The sequence below is a fragment of the Streptomyces sp. NPDC041124 genome (genome assembly GCF_055592385.1).
Window position 1 is genome coordinate 265,412 of the sequence record NZ_JBVIYR010000011.1, and the last position, 18,547, is coordinate 283,958.

At 73.9% G+C, this 18,547-nt stretch carries 15 protein-coding genes and 1 pseudogene; 4 read left to right on the top strand and 12 right to left on the bottom strand.

Annotated features, from left to right (window positions below; all coding sequences use genetic code 11):
- Nucleotides 1-438, bottom strand: a complete 438-nt coding sequence (locus ACZ6A9_RS27890; protein ID WP_468990610.1) for an SCO4402 family protein — start codon at nt 436-438, stop codon at nt 1-3.
- Nucleotides 439-619: 181 nt separating this feature from the next.
- Between ACZ6A9_RS27890 and ACZ6A9_RS27895 the strand changes: the two genes are divergently transcribed.
- Entirely contained in the window at nt 620-1,927 is a 1,308-nt protein-coding gene (locus ACZ6A9_RS27895) for an ABC transporter substrate-binding protein (protein WP_468990613.1), read from the top strand.
- Nucleotides 1,928-1,997: 70 nt separating this feature from the next.
- On the opposite strand, the gene ACZ6A9_RS27900 is transcribed toward ACZ6A9_RS27895, so the two are convergent.
- Together ACZ6A9_RS27900 and ACZ6A9_RS27905 are read right to left on the bottom strand one after the other, a co-directional pair.
- On the bottom strand, nt 1,998-3,833 hold the full coding sequence (locus ACZ6A9_RS27900; protein ID WP_468990617.1) for a hypothetical protein: 1,836 nt from the start codon (nt 3,831-3,833) through the stop codon (nt 1,998-2,000).
- Between the two features lie 176 nt (nt 3,834-4,009).
- Nucleotides 4,010-5,395 (bottom strand): transcriptional regulator, encoded by a 1,386-nt coding sequence (locus ACZ6A9_RS27905; RefSeq protein ID WP_468990619.1) that lies wholly within the window; start codon nt 5,393-5,395, stop codon nt 4,010-4,012.
- 305 nt (nt 5,396-5,700) lie between these two features.
- On the opposite strand from ACZ6A9_RS27905, the pseudogene ACZ6A9_RS27910 reads away from it, so the two are divergent.
- Nucleotides 5,701-6,357, top strand: a pseudogene (locus ACZ6A9_RS27910) (bifunctional DNA primase/polymerase); the annotation flags it as partial.
- A 246-nt stretch (nt 6,358-6,603) separates the two neighbouring features.
- Here the strand turns inward: ACZ6A9_RS27910 and ACZ6A9_RS27915 are convergent.
- Together ACZ6A9_RS27915 and ACZ6A9_RS27920 are read right to left on the bottom strand one after the other, a co-directional pair.
- Nucleotides 6,604-7,482 (bottom strand): alpha/beta fold hydrolase, encoded by an 879-nt coding sequence (locus tag ACZ6A9_RS27915; RefSeq protein ID WP_468990623.1) that lies wholly within the window; start codon nt 7,480-7,482, stop codon nt 6,604-6,606.
- Between the two features lie 560 nt (nt 7,483-8,042).
- Entirely contained in the window at nt 8,043-8,738 is a 696-nt protein-coding gene (locus ACZ6A9_RS27920; RefSeq protein ID WP_189558592.1) for a metal-dependent transcriptional regulator, read from the bottom strand.
- A 230-nt stretch (nt 8,739-8,968) separates the two neighbouring features.
- Here ACZ6A9_RS27920 and ACZ6A9_RS27925 point away from each other — a divergent pair, with 230 nt between their 5' ends.
- Nucleotides 8,969-9,724: an SIS domain-containing protein gene (locus ACZ6A9_RS27925; protein WP_468990629.1), complete on the top strand. Its 756-nt coding sequence runs from the start codon at nt 8,969-8,971 to the stop codon at nt 9,722-9,724.
- A 10-nt stretch (nt 9,725-9,734) separates the two neighbouring features.
- Here ACZ6A9_RS27925 and ACZ6A9_RS27930 read toward each other — a convergent pair whose 3' ends face one another.
- Both ACZ6A9_RS27930 and ACZ6A9_RS27935 read right to left on the bottom strand, forming a co-directional pair.
- Nucleotides 9,735-11,129, bottom strand: a complete 1,395-nt coding sequence (locus ACZ6A9_RS27930; RefSeq protein WP_468990632.1) for a PAS domain-containing protein — start codon at nt 11,127-11,129, stop codon at nt 9,735-9,737.
- 453 nt (nt 11,130-11,582) lie between these two features.
- Nucleotides 11,583-12,683, bottom strand: coding sequence for a citrate synthase 2 (locus ACZ6A9_RS27935; RefSeq protein WP_468990634.1), 1,101 nt, complete (start codon nt 12,681-12,683; stop codon nt 11,583-11,585).
- Nucleotides 12,684-12,971: 288 nt separating this feature from the next.
- Here ACZ6A9_RS27935 and pdxH point away from each other — a divergent pair, with 288 nt between their 5' ends.
- A complete protein-coding gene (pdxH, locus tag ACZ6A9_RS27940; protein ID WP_468990637.1) occupies nt 12,972-13,640 on the top strand; it encodes a pyridoxamine 5'-phosphate oxidase in 669 nt (222 codons plus the stop codon).
- A gap of 189 nt (nt 13,641-13,829) precedes the next feature.
- On the opposite strand, the gene ACZ6A9_RS27945 is transcribed toward pdxH, so the two are convergent.
- The 5 genes from ACZ6A9_RS27945 to ACZ6A9_RS27965 are packed head-to-tail and all read right to left on the bottom strand — an operon-like array spanning nt 13,830 to nt 18,501.
- Nucleotides 13,830-14,387, bottom strand: a complete 558-nt coding sequence (locus ACZ6A9_RS27945) for a hypothetical protein (protein ID WP_468990639.1) — start codon at nt 14,385-14,387, stop codon at nt 13,830-13,832.
- Between the two features lie 2 nt (nt 14,388-14,389).
- The gene (locus tag ACZ6A9_RS27950; RefSeq protein ID WP_468990642.1) at nt 14,390-15,004 is read right to left on the bottom strand and encodes a TetR/AcrR family transcriptional regulator; all 615 of its coding nucleotides are present in this window, start codon (nt 15,002-15,004) and stop codon (nt 14,390-14,392) included.
- Nucleotides 14,992-15,726, bottom strand: coding sequence for an enoyl-CoA hydratase family protein (locus tag ACZ6A9_RS27955; RefSeq protein WP_468990645.1), 735 nt, complete (start codon nt 15,724-15,726; stop codon nt 14,992-14,994). The genes ACZ6A9_RS27950 and ACZ6A9_RS27955 overlap by 13 nt, the downstream gene beginning before the upstream one ends.
- Entirely contained in the window at nt 15,723-17,303 is a 1,581-nt protein-coding gene (locus ACZ6A9_RS27960) for a 4-coumarate--CoA ligase family protein (RefSeq protein ID WP_468990647.1), read from the bottom strand. The genes ACZ6A9_RS27955 and ACZ6A9_RS27960 overlap by 4 nt, the downstream gene beginning before the upstream one ends.
- A 34-nt stretch (nt 17,304-17,337) precedes the next feature.
- Nucleotides 17,338-18,501, bottom strand: coding sequence for an acyl-CoA dehydrogenase family protein (locus tag ACZ6A9_RS27965; RefSeq protein ID WP_468990650.1), 1,164 nt, complete (start codon nt 18,499-18,501; stop codon nt 17,338-17,340).
- Between the last annotated feature and the right edge of the window lie 46 nt (nt 18,502-18,547).

Below are 18,547 nucleotides of genomic sequence, written 5' to 3' on the forward strand. Positions count from 1 at the left end.
CTACGCGGACCGCGTCGCGATCCGCAGCACCTCAAGGGTCCTCGGCGGGGTGTCGGGGTCCTCACCGTCGCTGGTCGCCATCCGCACGTGCGCGTCCCGCGCGGCCCGCACCGCCTCCGGCCATCCCTCGTTCTCGAGGTAGGCGGTCACCGGCGCGTCCGGCCCGACCTGGTGCATGATCCGCAGCACGCGCAGCACCGCGGTGTCGACGAGCGCCGCCTCCTGGGAGTCGCGGAAGATCGTGCCGACGTACTTCTCGGCGGACCAGTTGTCCAGCCAGGTGTCCTCGACCAGCCGGTACACGGCGTCGGTGACGTCCCCGTAGCCGGGCACTCCGGCCAGCCAGACGTCCCGCTGGAAGCCGGGGTCGGAGAGCATGTGCAGCGCGGAGCGCACATTGCTGCGCCAGCGCCACCACGGCATGTCGTTGAGTGGCATGCTGCCCATGGTGGAGGAGCGACGGCCGCGACGGGAAGAGTTCTCCGAACCTTGCACGGTCGTCGATCGTACGTTTCCGCGCACCGGGGGCCGAACGGGACCCCGCAATTCACCTCGGTGTCACCGTCCGTCGACCATGGGTCACTCCGGGGTTGGCCGTGTGGGGGAATCGTGCGGAGGCATGACCGGCAGGCGACAGACCCGCAGCACCTTCCTCCCCCGCCTCCTCACCCGGCGTGTCAGAGCCGCCGCCCTGACCACGGGCGCGCTGGCGGCGGGCGCGTCGCTCGCCGCCGGGTGCGGTGTCGTCCCCGGTGCCACGGGGGGCTCCGGGGACGACACCATCACCGTGATGACCTGGGCGCCGCAGGACACCGACGCCACCAACAAGCCCGGGATGCCCGCGTTCGCGGAGGCGTACGCGCGCTGGATCAACTCCGAGGGCGGCATCAACGGCCGCCGGATCGACGTGCTGACCTGCAACGAACGGAACGACTCGGTGAGCGCCGCGCGGTGCGCCCGGCGCGCCGTCGAGGAGGGGGTCGTCGCGGTCGTCGGCTCCTACAGCCAGCACGCCGAGGGCTTCCTGCCCACCCTGGAGGCCGCCGGCATCCCCTACATCGGCGGCTACGGCATCACCACCGCCGAGTTCACCAGTCCCCTGTCCTACCCGGTCAACGGCGGCCAGCCGGCACTGCTGGCCGGCCTCGGCCGCACCCTCGCCGACACCTGCGGCCCGGTCACCCTGATCCGCCCCGACACCCTCGCCGGCGACCAGCTGCCCCCGCTGCTCGACTCCGGTCTGAAGGCGGGCGGGCACGCGCTCGCCGGCGACCAGCGCGCCGTGGAGGCCGCCACCTCCTACGAGAGCCAGACCAGGCGTGCCCTGGAGCGCGCCACCGCCGATCCCGCCGACCCGGGCTGTGTGGTTCCGGCGCTCGGCGACCGCACGGGCACCTTCATGGACTCCTTCCGGCGTGCCCGCGCGGACCACCCCGGGGTGCGCACCGCGACCGTGCTGGGCAGCGTCGACCAGTCGGCCATCGACGCGTCCGGCGGGGCGTCGGGGCCGTACGAGGGGTCGTACGTCACCGGCTGGTACCCGGCGGCGGGCGACGCGCGCTGGGACGCCATGAAGAAGGTGATCGAGAAGGAGGCGTTCGGCGACAACCGGATCGACGCGGCGGACGCCGGGGTGCAGACCACCTGGATCGCCTACACCGTCTTCCGGCAGGTCGTCGAGTCGCTGGGCGACGGCGAGGTGAACTCCGACACGGTGAGCGGCGCGCTGGACGGCGGGCTGAAGGTCAGCACGGGCGATCTCACCCCCACCCTGGAGTGGAAGTTCCAGGACGAGCTGGCCGCCGTCGGCTTCCCCCGCCTGGTCAACGCGAACGTGACGCTCCAGGTGGTCGAGAAGGGCCGGCTGGTGGCCGCCCGCAAGGGCTTCACGGACATGACGGAGACCCTGCGGGGCGCGGACCTGTAACCGGCCCGCCGGCGGCGGGCCGGTCCGGGGCGGGCCGGTTAGGGGCGGGCTGGTTAGGGGCGGGCCGGCGTCAGAGCTGGGTCGGCTGGCGTTGGGTCAGGCCGTACTGCTGGGCGATCTTGTTCCACAGCGTGGCCGCCTTGCCCTTCTCGGCGGTCGCGGTACCGCTGTCCCGGTTGCCGGCCTGGGTCTGCTTGGTCGTGCGGGCCTGGCCCTTCCTGCAGCCCTTCTTGTCGGCGGTCTGGTCGGCCCAGGCAGCGTAGTGGTTGTCGGCCGAGGCCGACGCCTGCCACGCCTTGGTGAGGGCCGCGCTCAGCGCCTCGTGGTCGGGCAGCTTGTCCACCGACAGCGCGGAGAGGTCGGTGACCAGCTTGCTGCGCTCCCCGGCCGCCTGCCGCAGGTCCTTGGCCGCCTGCTCCAGGTTGCGGCAGGCCTTCACGTCCGCGACCGCCTTGATCACGGCGGTCCGGCTGTCGCCGCTGTGCGCCAGCAGCTTGTCGAGCTCCACGGCCTGTTCACGGACGGGGTCGACGGACGGCGAGGGAGAGGCCTGCGCCTCCTGGCTCGCGGGCGCGGTGGCGGACACCGTCTCGTTGTCCCCGCCGCCGTCGTCGCCTCCGCTGCCGAGCAGGGCGCCCGCGCCGATGCCGAGGACGGCGATACCGACACCGACCGCCGCGATGACCGGCACCCGGGTGCCGCTGCGGCCGCCGCCGCGTCCGCCGCGGTCACCGGCCCGGCCGGACGGGTGCGGGGTGGGCGCGGCCGGGGCGGGGCCGCCGCCATACTCGACGCGCGGGAGCTGCTGGGTGGACCCGGCCGGGCCGCCGGCGTCGCTGCGGAACAGGTTGTCGAACTCGGCGGGCGGCTGCCGGCCGGCGTCACCCGGCGGCGGACCGGCCGGTGCGCCGTAGGGCTGGTCCGTGACGGGGGCGATGAACTGGGTGGCCTCGGCGTCGGGGTGGCCGGCGGACGGCGGATGGCCGGCGCCGGGCGCGTGCTGCCGCGGAGGACCCAGGTAGCGGGTCTCCTCGGAGTGGTGCGCGGCGGGCATCTCGGGCGGCAGCGCGCCCGGGCCCACCGGGGGTATGTACTGCGTCGCACCCTCGTCGGGGCCGCCGGCGGGCACCACCGGGGGTATGTACCGCGTCGCACCCTCGTCGGGGCCGCCGGCGGGCACCACCGGGGGTATGTACTGGGTCGCGCCCTCGTCGGCGCCGCCGGCGGGCACCGGCGGCAGGAACTGGGTGGCCCCCTCCGATCCGTCGGGTGCGGCCTGCGGGCCGCCGTAGCCGTGGGGGGCGTTCCCGGCGTGGTGCGCGGGCGCTCCGTAGGCGGAGCCGTACGGGTCCGGGGCGCCGTCCGGGCCCTGGTGGCCGCCGTATCCGGCGCCCGGCTGTGCGTGGAGGGCGGGCGGGACGCCGTACGCCTGGGGGGCGCCGTGCGCGCCGTGACCGGTGCCGTAGGGGTCCTCGCCGCCGTGCTGCGGGCCGGGGGCCCGGTGCCCGCCGTACCCGGCGTCGGCGCCGTGGGTCGCGGGACGGGCGCCCTCGGGCGGCAGCGGGCCGGGGTGGACCTGGCCGCCCCCGGGGGCGGGCGGGGCGTTCCAGGAGGACTGTTCCGGTGCGCCGCCCCACGAGCCGTCGGGCCCGGACTGCCAGTCCTGGCCCGACGACGGGCCGGGGTCCTGCGGGCCGGGGCCCCACGGTGTGCCCCAGGTCTGGCCGCCGGGCGGGGCCGAGGCGGGGAACCCGCCCGCGGCGGGCCGGCCGTCGGCACCGGCGCCCGGGGCGACCGGTCCGGCCGCCGCGCCCGGCAGCAGGGGCTCACCACCGTCGGAGGGCAGCACGATGCCTTCGCGCGCGGGGCGCGCCGAGGGCTCCTCGCCCTGTCCACTCTGCGTCACCGGGACTCCTACCAATGGGGGACCTTGTGGATCGTCGGCTCACGCTACCGGGTCCCCGGAGCACGGTGCCACGCAGCACGGAGCCCGACCTCATGCCCTGTGAGCGCGGTAACAGAACCACCTCACCCCACGCTGATCACGTCCTCCCGCCTCGGCTTCCCGTCGCCCAACACCCCTCAGGCGGCGGCCTGGAGCTCCATGCGCGCCCCGAACTCCCGTACCACCGGCTCCTCCCGGTAGGGCTCCAGACGCTGCTGGAGGTCCTCCAGGTATTCGGCACCGCGGTTGGAGCGGAGCCCGCCCAGCAGCTCCGCCGCCTTCAGGCCCGTACTGCATGCCTGTTCGATCTCCCGCTGCTGCACCTGCGCGGTGGCCAGCAGCACGTAGCCGATCGCCCGCCGCCGGGCCCGCGAGGCGGGATGCCCGTCCAGGGACTGGCGGGCGTACCGCGCCGCCGCCTCGGCGTGCCCGAGATCGCGGTGACAGTGCGCCAACTCGTCGGCCAGATAGGCCTCGTCGAAGTGCGCGATCCACACCGGGTCGTCGCCGGAGTCCGCGTCGGCGGCCTCCATCGCGCTCACGGCGCGCCCCGCCGCCGCGTGCGCGGCGTGCGTGTCGCCCATCAGCGCGTGGCCGCGCGCCTCCGCCGCGAGGAACATCGCGTCCGCGCGGGGGGTCACCCGCCCCCGGGCGCCCTCCTGCGCGGCGCGCGCCAACTGGGCGATCTCGCGCGGGTTCCCGAGCTGCGCGGCCAGATGGCTCATGGAGGCGGCGAGCACGTAACCGCCGTAACCGCGGTCACCGGCCGCCTGCGCCAGCCGCAGCGCCTGGATGTAGTAGCGCTGGGCGAGCCCCGGCTGCCCGGTGTCGACGGCCATGTACCCGGCGAGTTCGGTCAGTCGCGCGACCGCGGCGAACAGGTCCCGTCCCACGGCCTCCCGGTACGACCCCGCCAGCATTCCCGAGACGACGCTGTTGAGGTAGTGCACCACGACCGGGCGGACGTGCCCGCTGCCGTACTGGTGGTCCAGGTCGACCAGCGCCTGCGTCATGGACCGTACGGCCGCGACGTCGGTCTGGCCCACCCGCGGACCGGCCGAGCGCGCCACCTGCCCGTCGGGCGCGGAGATCAGCCAGTCGCGGCTCGGCTCCACCAGCGCGGAGGCGGCGACGGACGAGCCGGACAGGAAGTCCCGCCGCCCCACGTCGCTGCGCCACAGTTCGCAGACCTGCTCGATGGCCCCCAGCACCGTCGGCGAGAACTGGAGGCCGACCCCGGAGGCGAGGTTCTTGCCGTTGGCCATGCCGATCTCGTCGATGGTGACGGTGCGGCCGAGTTTGCGGCCCAGGGCCTCGGCGATGACCGCCGGCGCCCGGCCCCTCGGCTGCTGTCCGCGCAGCCAGCGCGCCACCGACGTCTTGTCGTAGCGCAGGTCGAGGCCGTGCTCGGCGCCGCACATGTTGACCCTGCGGGCCAGCCCGGCGTTGGAGCACCCGGCTTCCTGGATGAGCGCCTGCAGCCGTTCGTTCGGCTGCCGCGCGACGAGAGGCCTTGCGGCCATGGCGTACCCCCTCAGGCTGCGGTGCCTGCCCACGCACCGGGTTGACGTTCTTCCGCGGCCGTACTTCTCACGTCCCGGCGAGAAGAACCGGCCGTGAAGATCAATGCCCCGCCGCTGTGCCGACAATGCGAAGCATGTGAGGATTGCCGGGGTAACGGCGGTTGCCGGCCCCCCTCGTGGCTACCCATCCGCGAACGCGGTTCCCCCGCGCGCCCCCGCGGATGCACCCGTGCGCCCCGACCGGAGGCCCGGTGCTCCTCCCCCGCGCACGCGGGCGGGCGTAACCCCTGGTGACGGCCGTAGTTGTGTTCATCGTGGAAGAGACGATCGCGGGCACCGACGCCGTACAGATCCCGACGCAGCGCGGGGAATCGCTGCTCGACGCCGCCGTCCGCTACGCGGAGCAGCGGCACTGGGACGTGGTTCCGGGCACCTGGCTGGAGACCCTGGACGGGGTGCGGGGCTGCTCGTGCGGTGACGCGGCGTGTCCCGCGCCCGGGGCGCACCCGGCCCGCGCGGACTGGGCGGTGCGGGCGACCGGCAGCGCGACCGTCGCCCGGCGGATGTGGCGGGAGCGGCCGGACGCCTCGGTGCTGCTGCCCACCGGGCGGGCCTTCGACGCGGTCTCCGTGCCGGAGACGGCCGGGTTCCTGGCGCTCGCGCGGATGGAGCGGATGGGGCTGACGCTGGGCCCGGTCACCGTGACGCCGCACCGGCGGACGGAGTTCTTCGTCCTGCCGGGGGCGGCCGCGAAGGTGCCGAAGCTGCTGCGGGGGCTGGGGTGGTCGCCCTCGTCGATCGACCTGACGGTGCGCGGCGAGGGCGACTTCGTGGCCGCGCCGCCCACCCGGGTGGGGTGCCGGGGAGCGGTGCAGTGGGCCTGCCGGCCGTCCGCGGCCAACCGGTGGCTGCCCGATGTGGAGGAGCTGATCCCACCGCTGGCCTACGCGTGCGGGCGGGACCCGGTAGGGCGGGACCGCTGTCCCGGGAGGGTTTGCGCTGTTCGGGGACCGCGGGCCCGTGGTGGCCCGTCGCGCGGTTGCCCGCGCCCCTGGAGCGGCACCGTGCTCCCCGTGGACTTCAGGTGCGGGGAGCAGGCCGCTGACGGTGGGATCGATGCGGAGCTGCCCGCTGGGGGTTCGCCGGGATCGTGGGCCCGGCCGCCGCGCGGCGCCGCCGGAAGTGGGCACGGCCGCCGCGCGGGGCGCTCAGTCGTCGCCGAGGGAGTCGAGGAAGGGCTCGACGGCGGCCAGCCAGGTCTCCGGCTGGTCGTAGTGGACGAGGTGACCGGCGTCGGCCACCTCGGCGTACCGGCCGCGGGGCAGGACCCGCACCATCTCCTGGGCCTCCGCGCGGCCCAGTTCCCCGTCGAGGCCGCGGACCACCAGGGCGGGGCAGCGTACCTGGGCCAGCTCCTCCCAGTGGGCGTCGAACACCCAGGTCTCGCGGGAGCGGAGCATCTGCTCCGGGTCGAAGACGGGGCGCCAGCCGTCGGGGGACTCGGCCATCACCTCGGCGTAGAACTCCCCCCGCGCGGGGTTGGGGCGCTCCACCCACGGGTCGTCCTCGCCGAACCACTTGCGTACGTCGGCGAGCGTGGCGAAGGGCATCGGCCAGGCCTTGAACCACTCGGCCCACTCGCGCTGCGAGGCGGCGCCGAGGGCGGAGGCCCGCATGTCGCAGATGATCAGGCCGCGGACCAGGTCGGGGCGTTTGGCGGCGAGCTGCCAGGCGGTCAGCGCGCCCATGGCGTGCCCGATGAGGACGGTGGGGCCGAGGCGGAGCTGCTCCAGGGCGGCCTCGGCGTCGTCGACGTAGGCGTCGCGGGTGAAGGCGGCGTGCGGGGGCTTGTCACTGCGGCCGTGGCCGCGCTGGTCGAGGGCGACCGCGCGGTAGCGCCCGGAGAGCCGGCGGGCGGTGGACGCCCAGTGCGAGGCACGGCCCATCAGGCCGTGCAGTAACAGCACGCCGGGCACGTCCGGCGCGGTGTGCTCCGCCGGGTCCCGGTGGTCCTTGGGCGGGTCGCCGAACTCCCAGGCGGCGAGCCGTACGCCGTCCGTCCCGGTCACGTCGATGCGTCGCGCCATGGTCCTGGCACCCCCCAAGCTCGCTGCCTGCCCACTGCCTGTGTCCTGACCCCGCTGTTGCCGCACCCCGCACCCCGCACCCCGCAGGTTATCGAATGAGTATTCGAAAATGCGCTCTTGCCCGGCAACACCCCTCGTTCGAGTGACACCCGGCGGGGATTGATCGCCGCGGCCCAGGGGAGATCTTCAACGGGAGGCGGACCGCTCGGGGAAATCGGTCCGAGGGGAACGACCCTGGGAGCTCGGGGCTCCGGGTCGGCACAGGGGAGGACAGGCCCCGGCGCCGTGCGGCGCCGGGGCTCCTCACGTGGTCGCGGCACATCGTCCCGCCCCTTCCCGGCCGGGATGACATCGCTGTCGGTCCGGCCAAGAGCCCCTCAGGTCATATGCCTCACGCGACAGCCTCGCACGCCGTTCGGGCGAGCCGCTGCGATTCGACGCAACGGACCCGCGATTCGGCGCGTTCACACCGGCGGGCGCCGGGCGTCCGCCCCGTGAGCGGGCGCGGGCGCGGACCGGTGTCGCGCGGGCCGCGGACCGGCGGCGCGCCGGCCGCCCGGTCAGGGCTTGGCGACGAAGACGTGGGACGCCACGTCCGTCTCCAGCTCGGCCGCCTCACCGCTGCTGCCGACCAGCACCCCGCCGCCGGCCGACTCCGTGACGCTCACCACCGAACCGGGCTGCACACCCGCCCGGCGCAGCGTGTACATCAGCTGCGCGTCCGTCTGGATCGGCTCGCCGATCCGGCGCACCACGACCGTCTTGCCCTCGGCGCCCGGGTCGAGCTCGGCCAGCGACACCATGCCCTCGTCGAGGAACGGATCGGCGCCGTCCTTCTCGCCCAGTTCCTCCAGACCCGGGATCGGGTTGCCGTACGGCGACTCCGTCGGGTGCCTCAGCAGCTCCAGCACGCGGCGCTCGACGGCCTCGCTCATCACGTGCTCCCAGCGGCAGGCCTCGGCGTGGACCTGCTCCCACTCCAGACCGATCACGTCGACCAGGAGACACTCGGCGAGGCGGTGCTTGCGCATCACGCGCGTGGCCAGCCGGCGGCCCTCCTCCGTGAGCTCCAGGTGCCGGTCCGGGGCGACGGACACCAGGCCGTCGCGCTCCATGCGCGCCACCGTCTGGCTGACCGTCGGCCCGCTCTGGTCGAGCCGCTCGGCGATCCGGGCGCGCATGGGGACCACACCTTCCTCCTCCAGCTCGAGGATGGTGCGGAGATACATCTCCGTGGTGTCGATCAGTCCGGACATTCATGCCCCTTGATGAGATCTGCGGATTGGCTCTGCCGGAGGCTGGACTGCTCACCGGCGCGTGCGCTGGCCCCGGACTCAATTCTGACGCATGCGGCTGACAACCGGGCGGCGCCGCGAGAACGAGGGCCCACGACACCGGTGAACCGGCTGCGCCGACGCCGTATTGACACGGCACTGGTCCGGACCGCACGGTGATCCGCAGCACTCGACCCGCGAAGGGATGCCGCATGAGCGACCGCACGCCGGCCGGTCAGTTCCTCGACGCCGCGATCGGTCTGCTGCGGCGGATCCGTGACGAGGAGGCCGCGTCCGTCGAGGCCGCGGGCACGCTGATCGCCGACACCGTCGCGGACGGCGGCCGGCTCTTCGCCTTCGGCGCCGGGCACTCCTCGCTCGCCGCCCAGGACCTCGTCTACCGCGCCGGCGGACTGGCCCTGATGAACCTGCTCGCCGTGCCCGGTGTCGTCGGCGTCGACGTGCGGCCGGCCACGCTGGGCTCCGCCCTGGAACGCGTCGACGGACTCGCGGGCGTCGTGCTCGAGTCCTCACCGCTCCGCGCGGGCGACACACTCGTGATCATCTCCCTGTCCGGGCGCAACGCGCTGCCCGTGGAGATGGCCGTGAAGGCGCGCGAGCGGGGCGTACGGGTCGTCGGCGTGACGTCGGTGGCGTACGCGGCCCAGACGTCGTCCCGGCACTCCTCGGGGACGTTCCTGAAGGACCACTGCGACCTCGTGCTGGACTCCAAGATCGCGGTCGGGGACGCGGAACTGACGCACGAGGGCGTCCCGGCGCCGTTCGCACCCGCGTCGACGGTCGTCACCACGGCGCTGCTGCAGGCCGTCATGGCGACGGCGGCGGCGGTCCTCGCGGAGCGGGGCATCGAACCGCCGCTGCTGCGATCCGGCAACGTGGACGGGGGGCACGAGTGGAACGCCCGGGTGTTCGACGAGTACGCCGACCGGATCTACTACCGCCACTGACGCCGGCCCGTCAGCGCTCCGGAGCCGCGAGACCCGCCAGATCCAGGGACGCGGCGATGCGCACGGCCACGTCCTCCGCGTACATCGCGTCGGAGCGCTCGAACGCCTGACGCCCCGCCCCCCGCAGAAACGTCACGGCACCGAGCGTGCGCCCCCGGCTCCGCAGCACCGTGCACAACGCGTACACCGCGTCCGGGGGCCACTGGCGCCCCAGCGCCCACGCCCGCGCCTCCTCCGCGCTCAGGGCCCCCGCCCCGGCCCGCACCGACCCGGCCCGCTCCACGCACTGCACCGCCGGGTGCGACTCCGCGTACCGCACCGGCAGCCCCGCCCGCCCGTCCAGCCTGCTCGGCCCCGGCGCGCCGGACGGTGTCGCCGCGATCCGCACCAGCCGCACCGCGTCGGCGTCCCCGGGGCACTCGGCCACCCGGTCGATCAGCGCATGGTCGGCGAACCCGGCGAGCGCGAAGTCGAGGTGGACCGTCACCGCCTCCGCGGGATCCTCGCACTCCGCCGCCGCACGCGCCGCCCGGTGCAACTGCTGCGCACGGAACCGCAGCAGGGACGCCTCCTGCTCGCCCTGCCGGGCCTGAGTCACGTCCTGGAACAGCCAGCCCACCCCGAGCGGCACCGGCTCCTCCGCGAGCGGCGACGCCAGCCGCACGAACCCGCTGCGCCAGCACCGCCGCCGCTCGCCCTCCGGGGTCCGCACACTCACCCACAGCTCGGCCGGCGCGGGCGGCGCACCCTCGGCGAGGACATGGGTGAGCGCACTCTCCAGCTCCTCCACCCCCTGCGCCAGCAGCTCACCCAGCGGCCGGCCCAGTACGGCCGTACGCCCCGCGCCCAGGGCCCGCGCGGCGTGCGTGTTCACCACGGCGGGACGCAGGTCGGCGTCGACCAGGACGACCCCCCAGCTGGCGTCGTCGAGCAGCGCCTCACTCAACGCGATCGACCGCTCCAGGTCGATCTGCGTGTGCACCTCGCTGAACGCGCAGTACACCCCCGCCGGCTTCCCGTCGGGCCCGGGCACGGCAGCGGACTGCGTGCGCACCAGCACCCGGCCGCCGTCCTTCGTCAGCAGCGCGAACTCGTTCACCTGCCGGCCCGGCGCGTCCATGGCCGACATCAGCCGCGCCTCGACCTCCTCGGCGTCCGCGCTGCGCACCGCCCACCCGGCGAACCCGGCCCGGCCCACGGCCTCCCGCGCGCTCCAGCCGAGGATGCGCTCCGCCTCCCGGTTCCAGTGCGTGACCGTCCCGTGCGCGTCGAAGGCGCACAGCGCGGCGTCCATGCCGTCGAGCAGCGCGGCGAGGAGGTCGGAGCCGTCCGACCCCTCCCGCCCGGGCCCGGGCTCGTCCGGCCCCAGCTCGTCGGTGGTCCCACTACGCCGGGAAGCACTCACCTGGACCCCCTGCAGGCTGCGTCCGCACGTACGGCACGACGGTTCGCTCATCCACCATCATTCAACTTGAACGTGACTCAGCGCACACCAAGTTCCCGCAACATTGAGTAAATCGTTGCACGCCGTCTCTCGCCCACCGGGGACGGAAAGGCGCGGCACCGAAAACAGAGGGCCGGGAAAAAACGGTTGATTCACCGGCGATCGGTTCTTAGTGTGGCGTTACTTCAGAAGGGAGGTGGTTCGGCAGATGTATGCAGACCGGACGGAAGAGGTGGCTGCGGGCCAGTAGCCCGTCGCCGTACTCGGTTCGGCGCCGGACCAGCGTGTGCGTGATGCGCGCGACCGGCCCAATCCAACGCAGTCACCCGACCCGCGAGTCGCCGGTAACGTCCGGCCGGCTCCTCCCTCCGGGAGGAACCAGACTCGCGGGTCGTCTGCTTTTCCGGGGCCCGCTCAGCGGGCGATGTCCCCGTAGCCCTCGATCTCGCGCGGGTCGCGGGTGCCCGGGCCGACGTAGCGGGCCGAGGGGCGGACCAGGCGGCCGGTGCGCTTCTGCTCCAGGATGTGCGCGGACCAGCCCGCGGTACGGGCGCAGGTGAACATCGACGTGAACATGTGCGCCGGGACCTCGGCGAAGTCCAGCACGATGGCCGCCCAGAACTCGACGTTGGTGGCGAGCACCCGGTCGGGCCGGCGGGCGTGCAGCTCGGCCAGGGCGGCCTTCTCCAGGGCCTCGGCGACCTCGAAGCGCGGTGCTCCCAGGTCACGGGCGGTGCGGCGCAGGACGCGGGCGCGGGGGTCCTCCGCGCGGTAGACGCGGTGGCCGAAGCCCATGAGGCGTTCGCCCTTGTCGAGGGTCTGCTTGACGTACGCCTCGGCGTCCCCGGTGCGCTCGATCTCCTCGATCATGCCGAGTACGCGCGAGGGCGCGCCGCCGTGCAGCGGGCCGGACATGGCGCCCACGGCTCCGGAGAGGGCCGCCGCGACGTCCGCGCCGGTGGAGGCGATGACCCGCGCGGTGAACGTGGAGGCGTTCATGCCGTGCTCGGCGGCCGACGTCCAGTAGGCGTCGACGGCGGCGACGTGCTTGGGGTCGGGTTCGCCGCGCCAGCGGATCATGAAGCGTTCGACGATGGAGTCGGCCTTGTCTATCTCGCGCTGGGGCACCATGGGCAGGCCCTGGCCGCGGGCGGACTGGGCGACGTAGGACAGCGCCATGACGGCGGCGCGCGCGAGGTCGTCGCGGGCCTGCTCGGCATCGATGTCGAGGAGCGGTTTGAGGCCCCACACGGGGGCGAGCATGGCGAGCGCGGACTGTACGTCGACGCGGATGTCACCGGAGTGCACGGGGATGGGGAACGGCTCCGCGGGCGGCAGCCCGGGGTTGAACGCGCCGTCGACGAGCAGTCCCCAGACGTTGCCGAAGGAGACGTGCCCGACCAGGTCCTCGATGTCGACGCCCCGGTACCGGAGGGCGCCGCCCTCCTTGTCCGGTTCGGCGATCTCCGTTTCGAACGCGACGACTCCTTCGAGCCCGGGTACGAAGTCGGACATCTGGCGGCTCCTTGGTGAGGTGGGTGACAGATGGTGTTGTGGGTGGAACGACCATGTGCCGGTCCGGTCGGCTCGAGCGGACGCGTCCGGTGGATCCGCGGTCACGGTGTGTGGACTCGCGGTCCGGGACGTCATCCCTGTGGTGCCCCGGCTGGTGGTCACCCAACCGGATCAGTGCCTGCACGATATCCCTGAGTGCCATCTTTGGGGAGAGTTCGCGGCACTCAGTGCCACCACGTGATGTACGACACCGTCCCCGGGGCCGCGCTCGTGCGGCAGGATGACGGCGTGACCGACCGAGACGCCGTGCCCTTCCAGCTCGCCGCGATGCGCAAGCAGTACCGGTCCGAGGGGCTCTCCGAGACCGACCTGGCCGCCACGCCCGTCGAGCAGTTCGCGCGCTGGTTCAAGCAGGCCGCGACGGACGGCGGCCTGTTCGAGCCGAACGCCGTGATCGTCTCCACGGCGGACGCGGACGGGCGGCCCAGTTCCCGCACGGTGCTGCTGAAGCACTTCGACGACGACGGGTTCGTGTTCTACACGAACTACGGCTCCCGCAAGGGCCGTGACCTGGCGGAGAACCCGCACGTCTCGCTGCTGTTCCCCTGGCATCCGATGGCCCGGCAGGTCATCGTCACCGGCACCGCGCGGCGCACCGGCCGGGACGAGACGGCCGCCTACTTCCGCACCCGCCCGCACGGCTCGCAGCTGGGCGCGTGGGCCAGCGGCCAGTCCTCGGTGATCGCCGGCCGCGAGGAGCTGGACGCCTCGTACGCCGAGCTGGCGGCCCGCTATCCGGAGGGCGAGCAGGTGCCGGTCCCGCCCCACTGGGGTGGTTTCCGGGTGGTCCCGCGGACGGTGGAGTTCTGGCAGGGCAGGGAGAACCGCCTGCACGACCGCTTGCGGTACGTCGCCGAGGCGGACGGGGGCTGGCGGGTGGAGCGGCTGAGCCCGTGAACGGGCGGGAGTTCCGGAGCGGGCCGGTGTCCCGCGGGCGGGGCGAGGGAGCGGCGCCGTCGCCGGCCGGTGCGGCGGCGGCGGAGGCGCGTGCCCTCGCCGCCCGCGGCGAGGTGACGGCGGACGACGTCGAGGACGCCCTCCGGGCGGTGCGCGAGGCCCGCGAGCGGGCCGTGGAGGCGCAGGTCGCTACGGCTTGCCCCAGACGAACGCCGTTCGGTGCCCGTGCAGCACGTCGGCCGTCCGGGCGCGGAATACCGGACTGAGTTCGGGCCAGTTGCAGAACTCCAGTCCCAGGCTGCCGAAGGCGAGGGGTGCCTCGTCCCAGGTCCAGTCGGCAAGGGGGACGGCCGCGCCGCAGGCGGGGCAGCCGATGTCGGCGGCGCCCTCGTCGTACCAGGTCCGCATGGCGTGGGTGAAGCGTTCCCAGGTCGCGTCGTCCAGCGGGGTGGCCGCCGCGCAGCGCGGGCAGAGGGCCGCGCCGGGCATGTCGGCGCCGCTGGTGAAGCCGGTGCGGCCGGTGCGGACGGCGAGACCGTCACCAGGGGGCCGGTCCCAGTCGTCGGTGACCGCCCGGTGCCAGTGCGGGCCCGGCGGGTGTCCCAGGGGCTGCCCCGGCACGCAGGGCGTGCGCTCGGCGAGCACGACGCCCTCGGCCACGAGCCACCCGACCACGTGGTCCGCGAGCCGTTCCGCCTCGGTCCCGGTCGCGTCGAGGTCGACGATCACCTGCCAGAAGTCGCCCACGGTCAGCCCAGCGCCTCGTCCAGCAGTGCCGCCCACTGGGCCACCACGCGTGCGCGGCGGGCGGTGTCGTCGGTGAGGAGGGTGGCCAGGCCCAGGCCGCGGGCCATGTCGAGGAGGCCCTGGACGGTTTCGCGGACGCCGGGGCGGGACTCGTCGGCGTGGAGGAGTTCGACGGCGATGCGGTGCGACTCGCGGCCGACCCGCAGTTCCAGTTCGGTCACGCGCGGGCGGAGCTGGTCCTCGTTGGAGGCGGCGACCCAGAGGTGGAGCGCCGCGCGGAAGACGGGCCCGGTGTAGAGGCCGACCAGTGCCTCGACGACCGCCCGGCGGTCGCCGGTGGCGGCGCCCTCCGGGAAGAGGGCGCGCAGCGCGGTGGAGCGTTCCTCGGCGACGTACTCGACGGCGGCCGTGAACAGGTCCTCGCGGGTGGGGAAGTGGTGCTGGGCGGCTCCCCGGGAGACGCCGGCGCGTTCGGCGACGACGGTGACCGTGGAGCCCGCCCAGCCGTGTTCGGCGAGGCAGGCCACGGCGGCTTGAAGGAGCCGCTGCCGGGTGGCCCGGCTGCGGTCCTGCTTGGGGAACCGTTCCGCACGGTCGGACGTGCTCACACCACCCATTCCGGATCCCGTCGTTCGAGGAAGGCCGTCATCCCCTCGCGCGCGTGGGCGGAGGCGAAGAGGCGTGCCGAGAGCGCGGTCAGGGCGGCCGCGTCCCGGTCGAAGGTCTCCAGCACCCTAGCCGTGAGCAGCCGTTTCGTCTCGGCCAGGGCTTCGGGGGCGGACCGGCGCAGTCCGTCGAGGATCGGGGCGAGCACCTCGTCCACGTCCTCGCCGGCCGCCGTGATCAGGCCGGTGCGGGCCGCTTCGTCGGTGTCGAGGCGTTCCCCGGTGAGGTAGTAGCGGGCGAGGACGCGCGGGTCGGTGCGGGGCAGCAGCGGCAGGGAGATCACGGCCGGGGCGACCCCGATGCGGACCTCGGTGAAGGCGAACGTCGCCGCGTGGGAGGCGACGGCGATGTCGCAGGCGCCGAGGAGTCCGAGTCCGCCCGCGCGGACGTGCCCGGTGACGCGTGCGACGACGGGTTTGGGCAGGGCGACGATGCTCCGCAGCAGACCCACGAGGGCGTCGGGGGTGGGCGGGTCGCGCAGGTCGGCGCCCGCGCTGAAGGTGGTGCCGGTGTGGGTGAGGACCACGGCGCGGACGCCGGTGTCCTGGCCGGCGTCGGCGAGCGCGCCGGCGAGTTCGCCGACGAGGGCGGCGGACAGGGCGTTGCGGCGCTCCGGGGCGTCGAGGGAGAGCGTTTCGACGCCCCGGACACGGGTGCGGCCGATCAGGGTCACGAGGGCTCCTTGTGCGCGGTGCGGAGTTCGCGGCGCAGGATCTTTCCGGAGGCGGCGCGCGGGACGCCGTCGATGAAGGTGACGGCGCGGACGCGTTTGTACGGGGCGACGCGTTCGGCGACGTGCGTCATGACCTCGCCGTCGGTGAGTTCGGGCGCGGTGGGGCGGCGGACGACGAAGGCGTGCGGGACCTCGTTGCCGTCCTCGTCGTAGACGCCGATGACGGCCGCGTCGGCGATGCCCGGGTGGGCGAGGAGCAGGGCTTCGAGTTCGGCGGGGGCGACCTGGAAGCCCTTGTACTTGATGAGTTCCTTCACCCGGTCGACGACGAAGAGCCAGCCGTCCCGGTCGACGTGTCCGACGTCCCCGGTGTGCAGCCAGCCGTCCTGGTCGATCATCGCGGCGGTGGCGTCGGGCCGGCCGAGGTAGCCCTTCATCACCTGGGGGCCGCGGATGAGGATCTCGCCGGACTCGCCGGGTCCGAGGTCCTTGCCGGGGTCGTCGAGGGAGACGATCCGCATCTCGGTGCCGGCGAGCAGCTTGCCGACGGTGCCGGGCGGTGCGTCGTCCATGGCGTCCAGCGGGACGACGTGGGTGCCCGGCGACAGTTCCGTCATGCCGTACGCCTGGCCGACGGGCGGCAGTCCGAGCCGCTGCGAGCAGGCGGCGGCGAGGCTCGCGTCCAGGGGTGCGGCGGCGCTGACGACGTGTTTCAGGGAGGACAGGTCGTACTCGGCGATCAGGGGGTGTTTGGCGAGGGCCAGCACGATGGGCGGGGCGACGTACAGGCCGGTGATGCGGTGGTTCTGGATGGCCGCGAGGAACGTCTCCAGGTCGAAGCGGGGGAGGACGACGACGGTGGCGCCCTGCCGCAGGGGGGCGTTCATGAGGGCGGTCAGGCCGTAGATGTGGAAGAAGGGGAGCACGGCGAGGATGCGGTCGCCGGGGCCGGCCGTGATGGACGGCTGGAGCTGGGCGAGGTTGGTGGCGATCTGCCGGTGGGTGAGCATGACGCCCTTGGGGACACCGGTGGTGCCGGAGGAGTACGGCAGCGCGGCGACGTCCTCGGCGGGGTCGATGTCGACGACCGGCTCGGGGGCCGTGGAGGCCAGCATGTCGATCAGGGAGCGGTGTCCGGGCGCGCTGTCGCAGACGAGGACCTCCTCGATGCCGCCCGCGAGTTCGGCGGCTCGGCGCGCGGTCCGCAGCAGCGGGGAGACGGTGACGATCCAGCGGGCCGCGCAGTCCGTCAGCTGCTTGGCGAACTCCTCGGCGGTGGCCAGGGGGTGGACGGTGGTGACGGAGGCGCCCGCGCGGGTGGCCGCGTAGAAGGCGGTGGGGAAGGCGATGGTGTTGGGGCTGTGCAGGGCGAGCACGTCGCCCTTGCGTACGCCCGCCTCGGCCAGTCCGGCGGCGACCCGCCGGTGGAAGCGGTCGACCTGTTCGTAGGTGAGGGTGGTGCCGTCGGTGCCGTCGATCAGTGCCGGGGTGTCCCCGAACTCGGCGGCCCGGGCGAGCACCGCGTCGTGGATGGGGAGGTCGACCGGGGGGACGTCTGCGTACTCGCTTCGGAACATGGTTCCTCCAAGACGGCCGGTGAGGCTGCCGGGCCTAGTACGACTTGGGCAGGCCCAGGGTCTGGTGGGAGACGTAGTTGAGAATCATCTCCCGGCTGACCGGGGCGATACGAGACACGCGCGCGGCCGTTATCAGCGAGGCGAGCCCGTACTCGCGGGTGAGGCCGTTCCCGCCGAGGGTGTGCACCGCCTGGTCGACGGCCTTCACGCAGGCCTCTCCGGCCGCGTACTTGGCCATGTTGGCGGCTTCGCCGGCGCCGATGTCGTCCCCGGCGTCGCACAGGTGGGCGGCCTTCTGCATCATCAGGCGGGCCATCTCCAGTTCGATGTGCGCCTGGGCGAGGGGGTGGGCGATGGCCTGGTGGGCGCCGATCGGGACCTTCCAGACGGTGCGTTCGCGGGCGTACTCGACGGCCCGGGCGAGGGCGTAGCGGCCCATGCCGATGGCGAAGGCGGCGCCCATGATGCGTTCGGGGTTGAGGCCGGCGAACAGTTGCAGCAGGCCCGCGTCCTCGTCGCCGACCAGTGCTGCGGGAGGCAGCCGCACGTCGTCGAGGACCAGCTCGAACTGCCGCTCGGAGGCGTTGAGTTCCATGTCGATGGCGTGCCGCTGGAAGCCTTCGGCGTCGCGCGGCACGATGAACAGGCAGGGCTTGAGGTTGCCGGTGCGGGCGTCCTCGGTGCGGCCGACGACGAGGGTGGCGTCGGCGGTGTCCACGCCGGAGACGAACACCTTGCGGCCGGTGAGCAGCCAGTCGCCGGTGCCGGCGTCGCGCCGGGCGGTGGTGGTGATGCGGTGGGAGTTGGAACCGGCGTCGGGTTCGGTGATGCCGAAGGCCATGGTGCGGGTGCCGTCGGAGAGGGCGGGCAGCCATTCCCGCTTCTGTTCCCCGGTGCCGAAGCGGGCGATGACGGTGCCGCAGATCGCCGGGGAGACGACGAGCATGAGCAGGGGGCAGCCGGCGGCGCCCAGTTCCTCCAGCACGATGGAGAGTTCGGAGACGCCGCCGCCTCCTCCGCCGTACTCCTCCGGGAGGTTGACGCCGAGGTAGCCGAGTGCGGCGGCCTCCGCCCAGAGTTCCGCGGGGTGTTGGCCGCAGGAGACGGCGTTGGTGAGGTAGTCGCGGCCGTACTTCGCGCCGAGGGCGGCGACGGCTGCGCGGAGGGCCTTGTGTTCTTCGGATTCGATGACGGGCATGAGCGCTCCTAAGGGGGAAGGGCTTCAGGTCGTCGGGAGGGTGCGG

What these genes read in the sequence shown, in the direction of transcription:
- ACZ6A9_RS27890 (WP_468990610.1), bottom strand. Translation starts at nt 438, where the DNA reads ATGCCACTCAACGACATGCCGTGGTGGCGCTGGCGCAGCAATGTGCGC.
- ACZ6A9_RS27895 (WP_468990613.1), top strand. Translation starts at nt 620, where the DNA reads ATGACCGGCAGGCGACAGACCCGCAGCACCTTCCTCCCCCGCCTCCTC.
- ACZ6A9_RS27905 (WP_468990619.1), bottom strand. Translation starts at nt 5,395, where the DNA reads ATGGCCGCAAGGCCTCTCGTCGCGCGGCAGCCGAACGAACGGCTGCAG.
- ACZ6A9_RS27915 (WP_468990623.1), bottom strand. Translation starts at nt 7,482, where the DNA reads ATGGCGCGACGCATCGACGTGACCGGGACGGACGGCGTACGGCTCGCC.
- ACZ6A9_RS27920 (WP_189558592.1), bottom strand. Translation starts at nt 8,738, where the DNA reads ATGTCCGGACTGATCGACACCACGGAGATGTATCTCCGCACCATCCTC.
- ACZ6A9_RS27925 (WP_468990629.1), top strand. Translation starts at nt 8,969, where the DNA reads ATGAGCGACCGCACGCCGGCCGGTCAGTTCCTCGACGCCGCGATCGGT.
- ACZ6A9_RS27935 (WP_468990634.1), bottom strand. Translation starts at nt 12,683, where the DNA reads ATGTCCGACTTCGTACCCGGGCTCGAAGGAGTCGTCGCGTTCGAAACG.
- ACZ6A9_RS27950 (WP_468990642.1), bottom strand. Translation starts at nt 15,004, where the DNA reads ATGGGTGGTGTGAGCACGTCCGACCGTGCGGAACGGTTCCCCAAGCAG.
- ACZ6A9_RS27960 (WP_468990647.1), bottom strand. Translation starts at nt 17,303, where the DNA reads ATGTTCCGAAGCGAGTACGCAGACGTCCCCCCGGTCGACCTCCCCATC.
- ACZ6A9_RS27965 (WP_468990650.1), bottom strand. Translation starts at nt 18,501, where the DNA reads ATGCCCGTCATCGAATCCGAAGAACACAAGGCCCTCCGCGCAGCCGTC.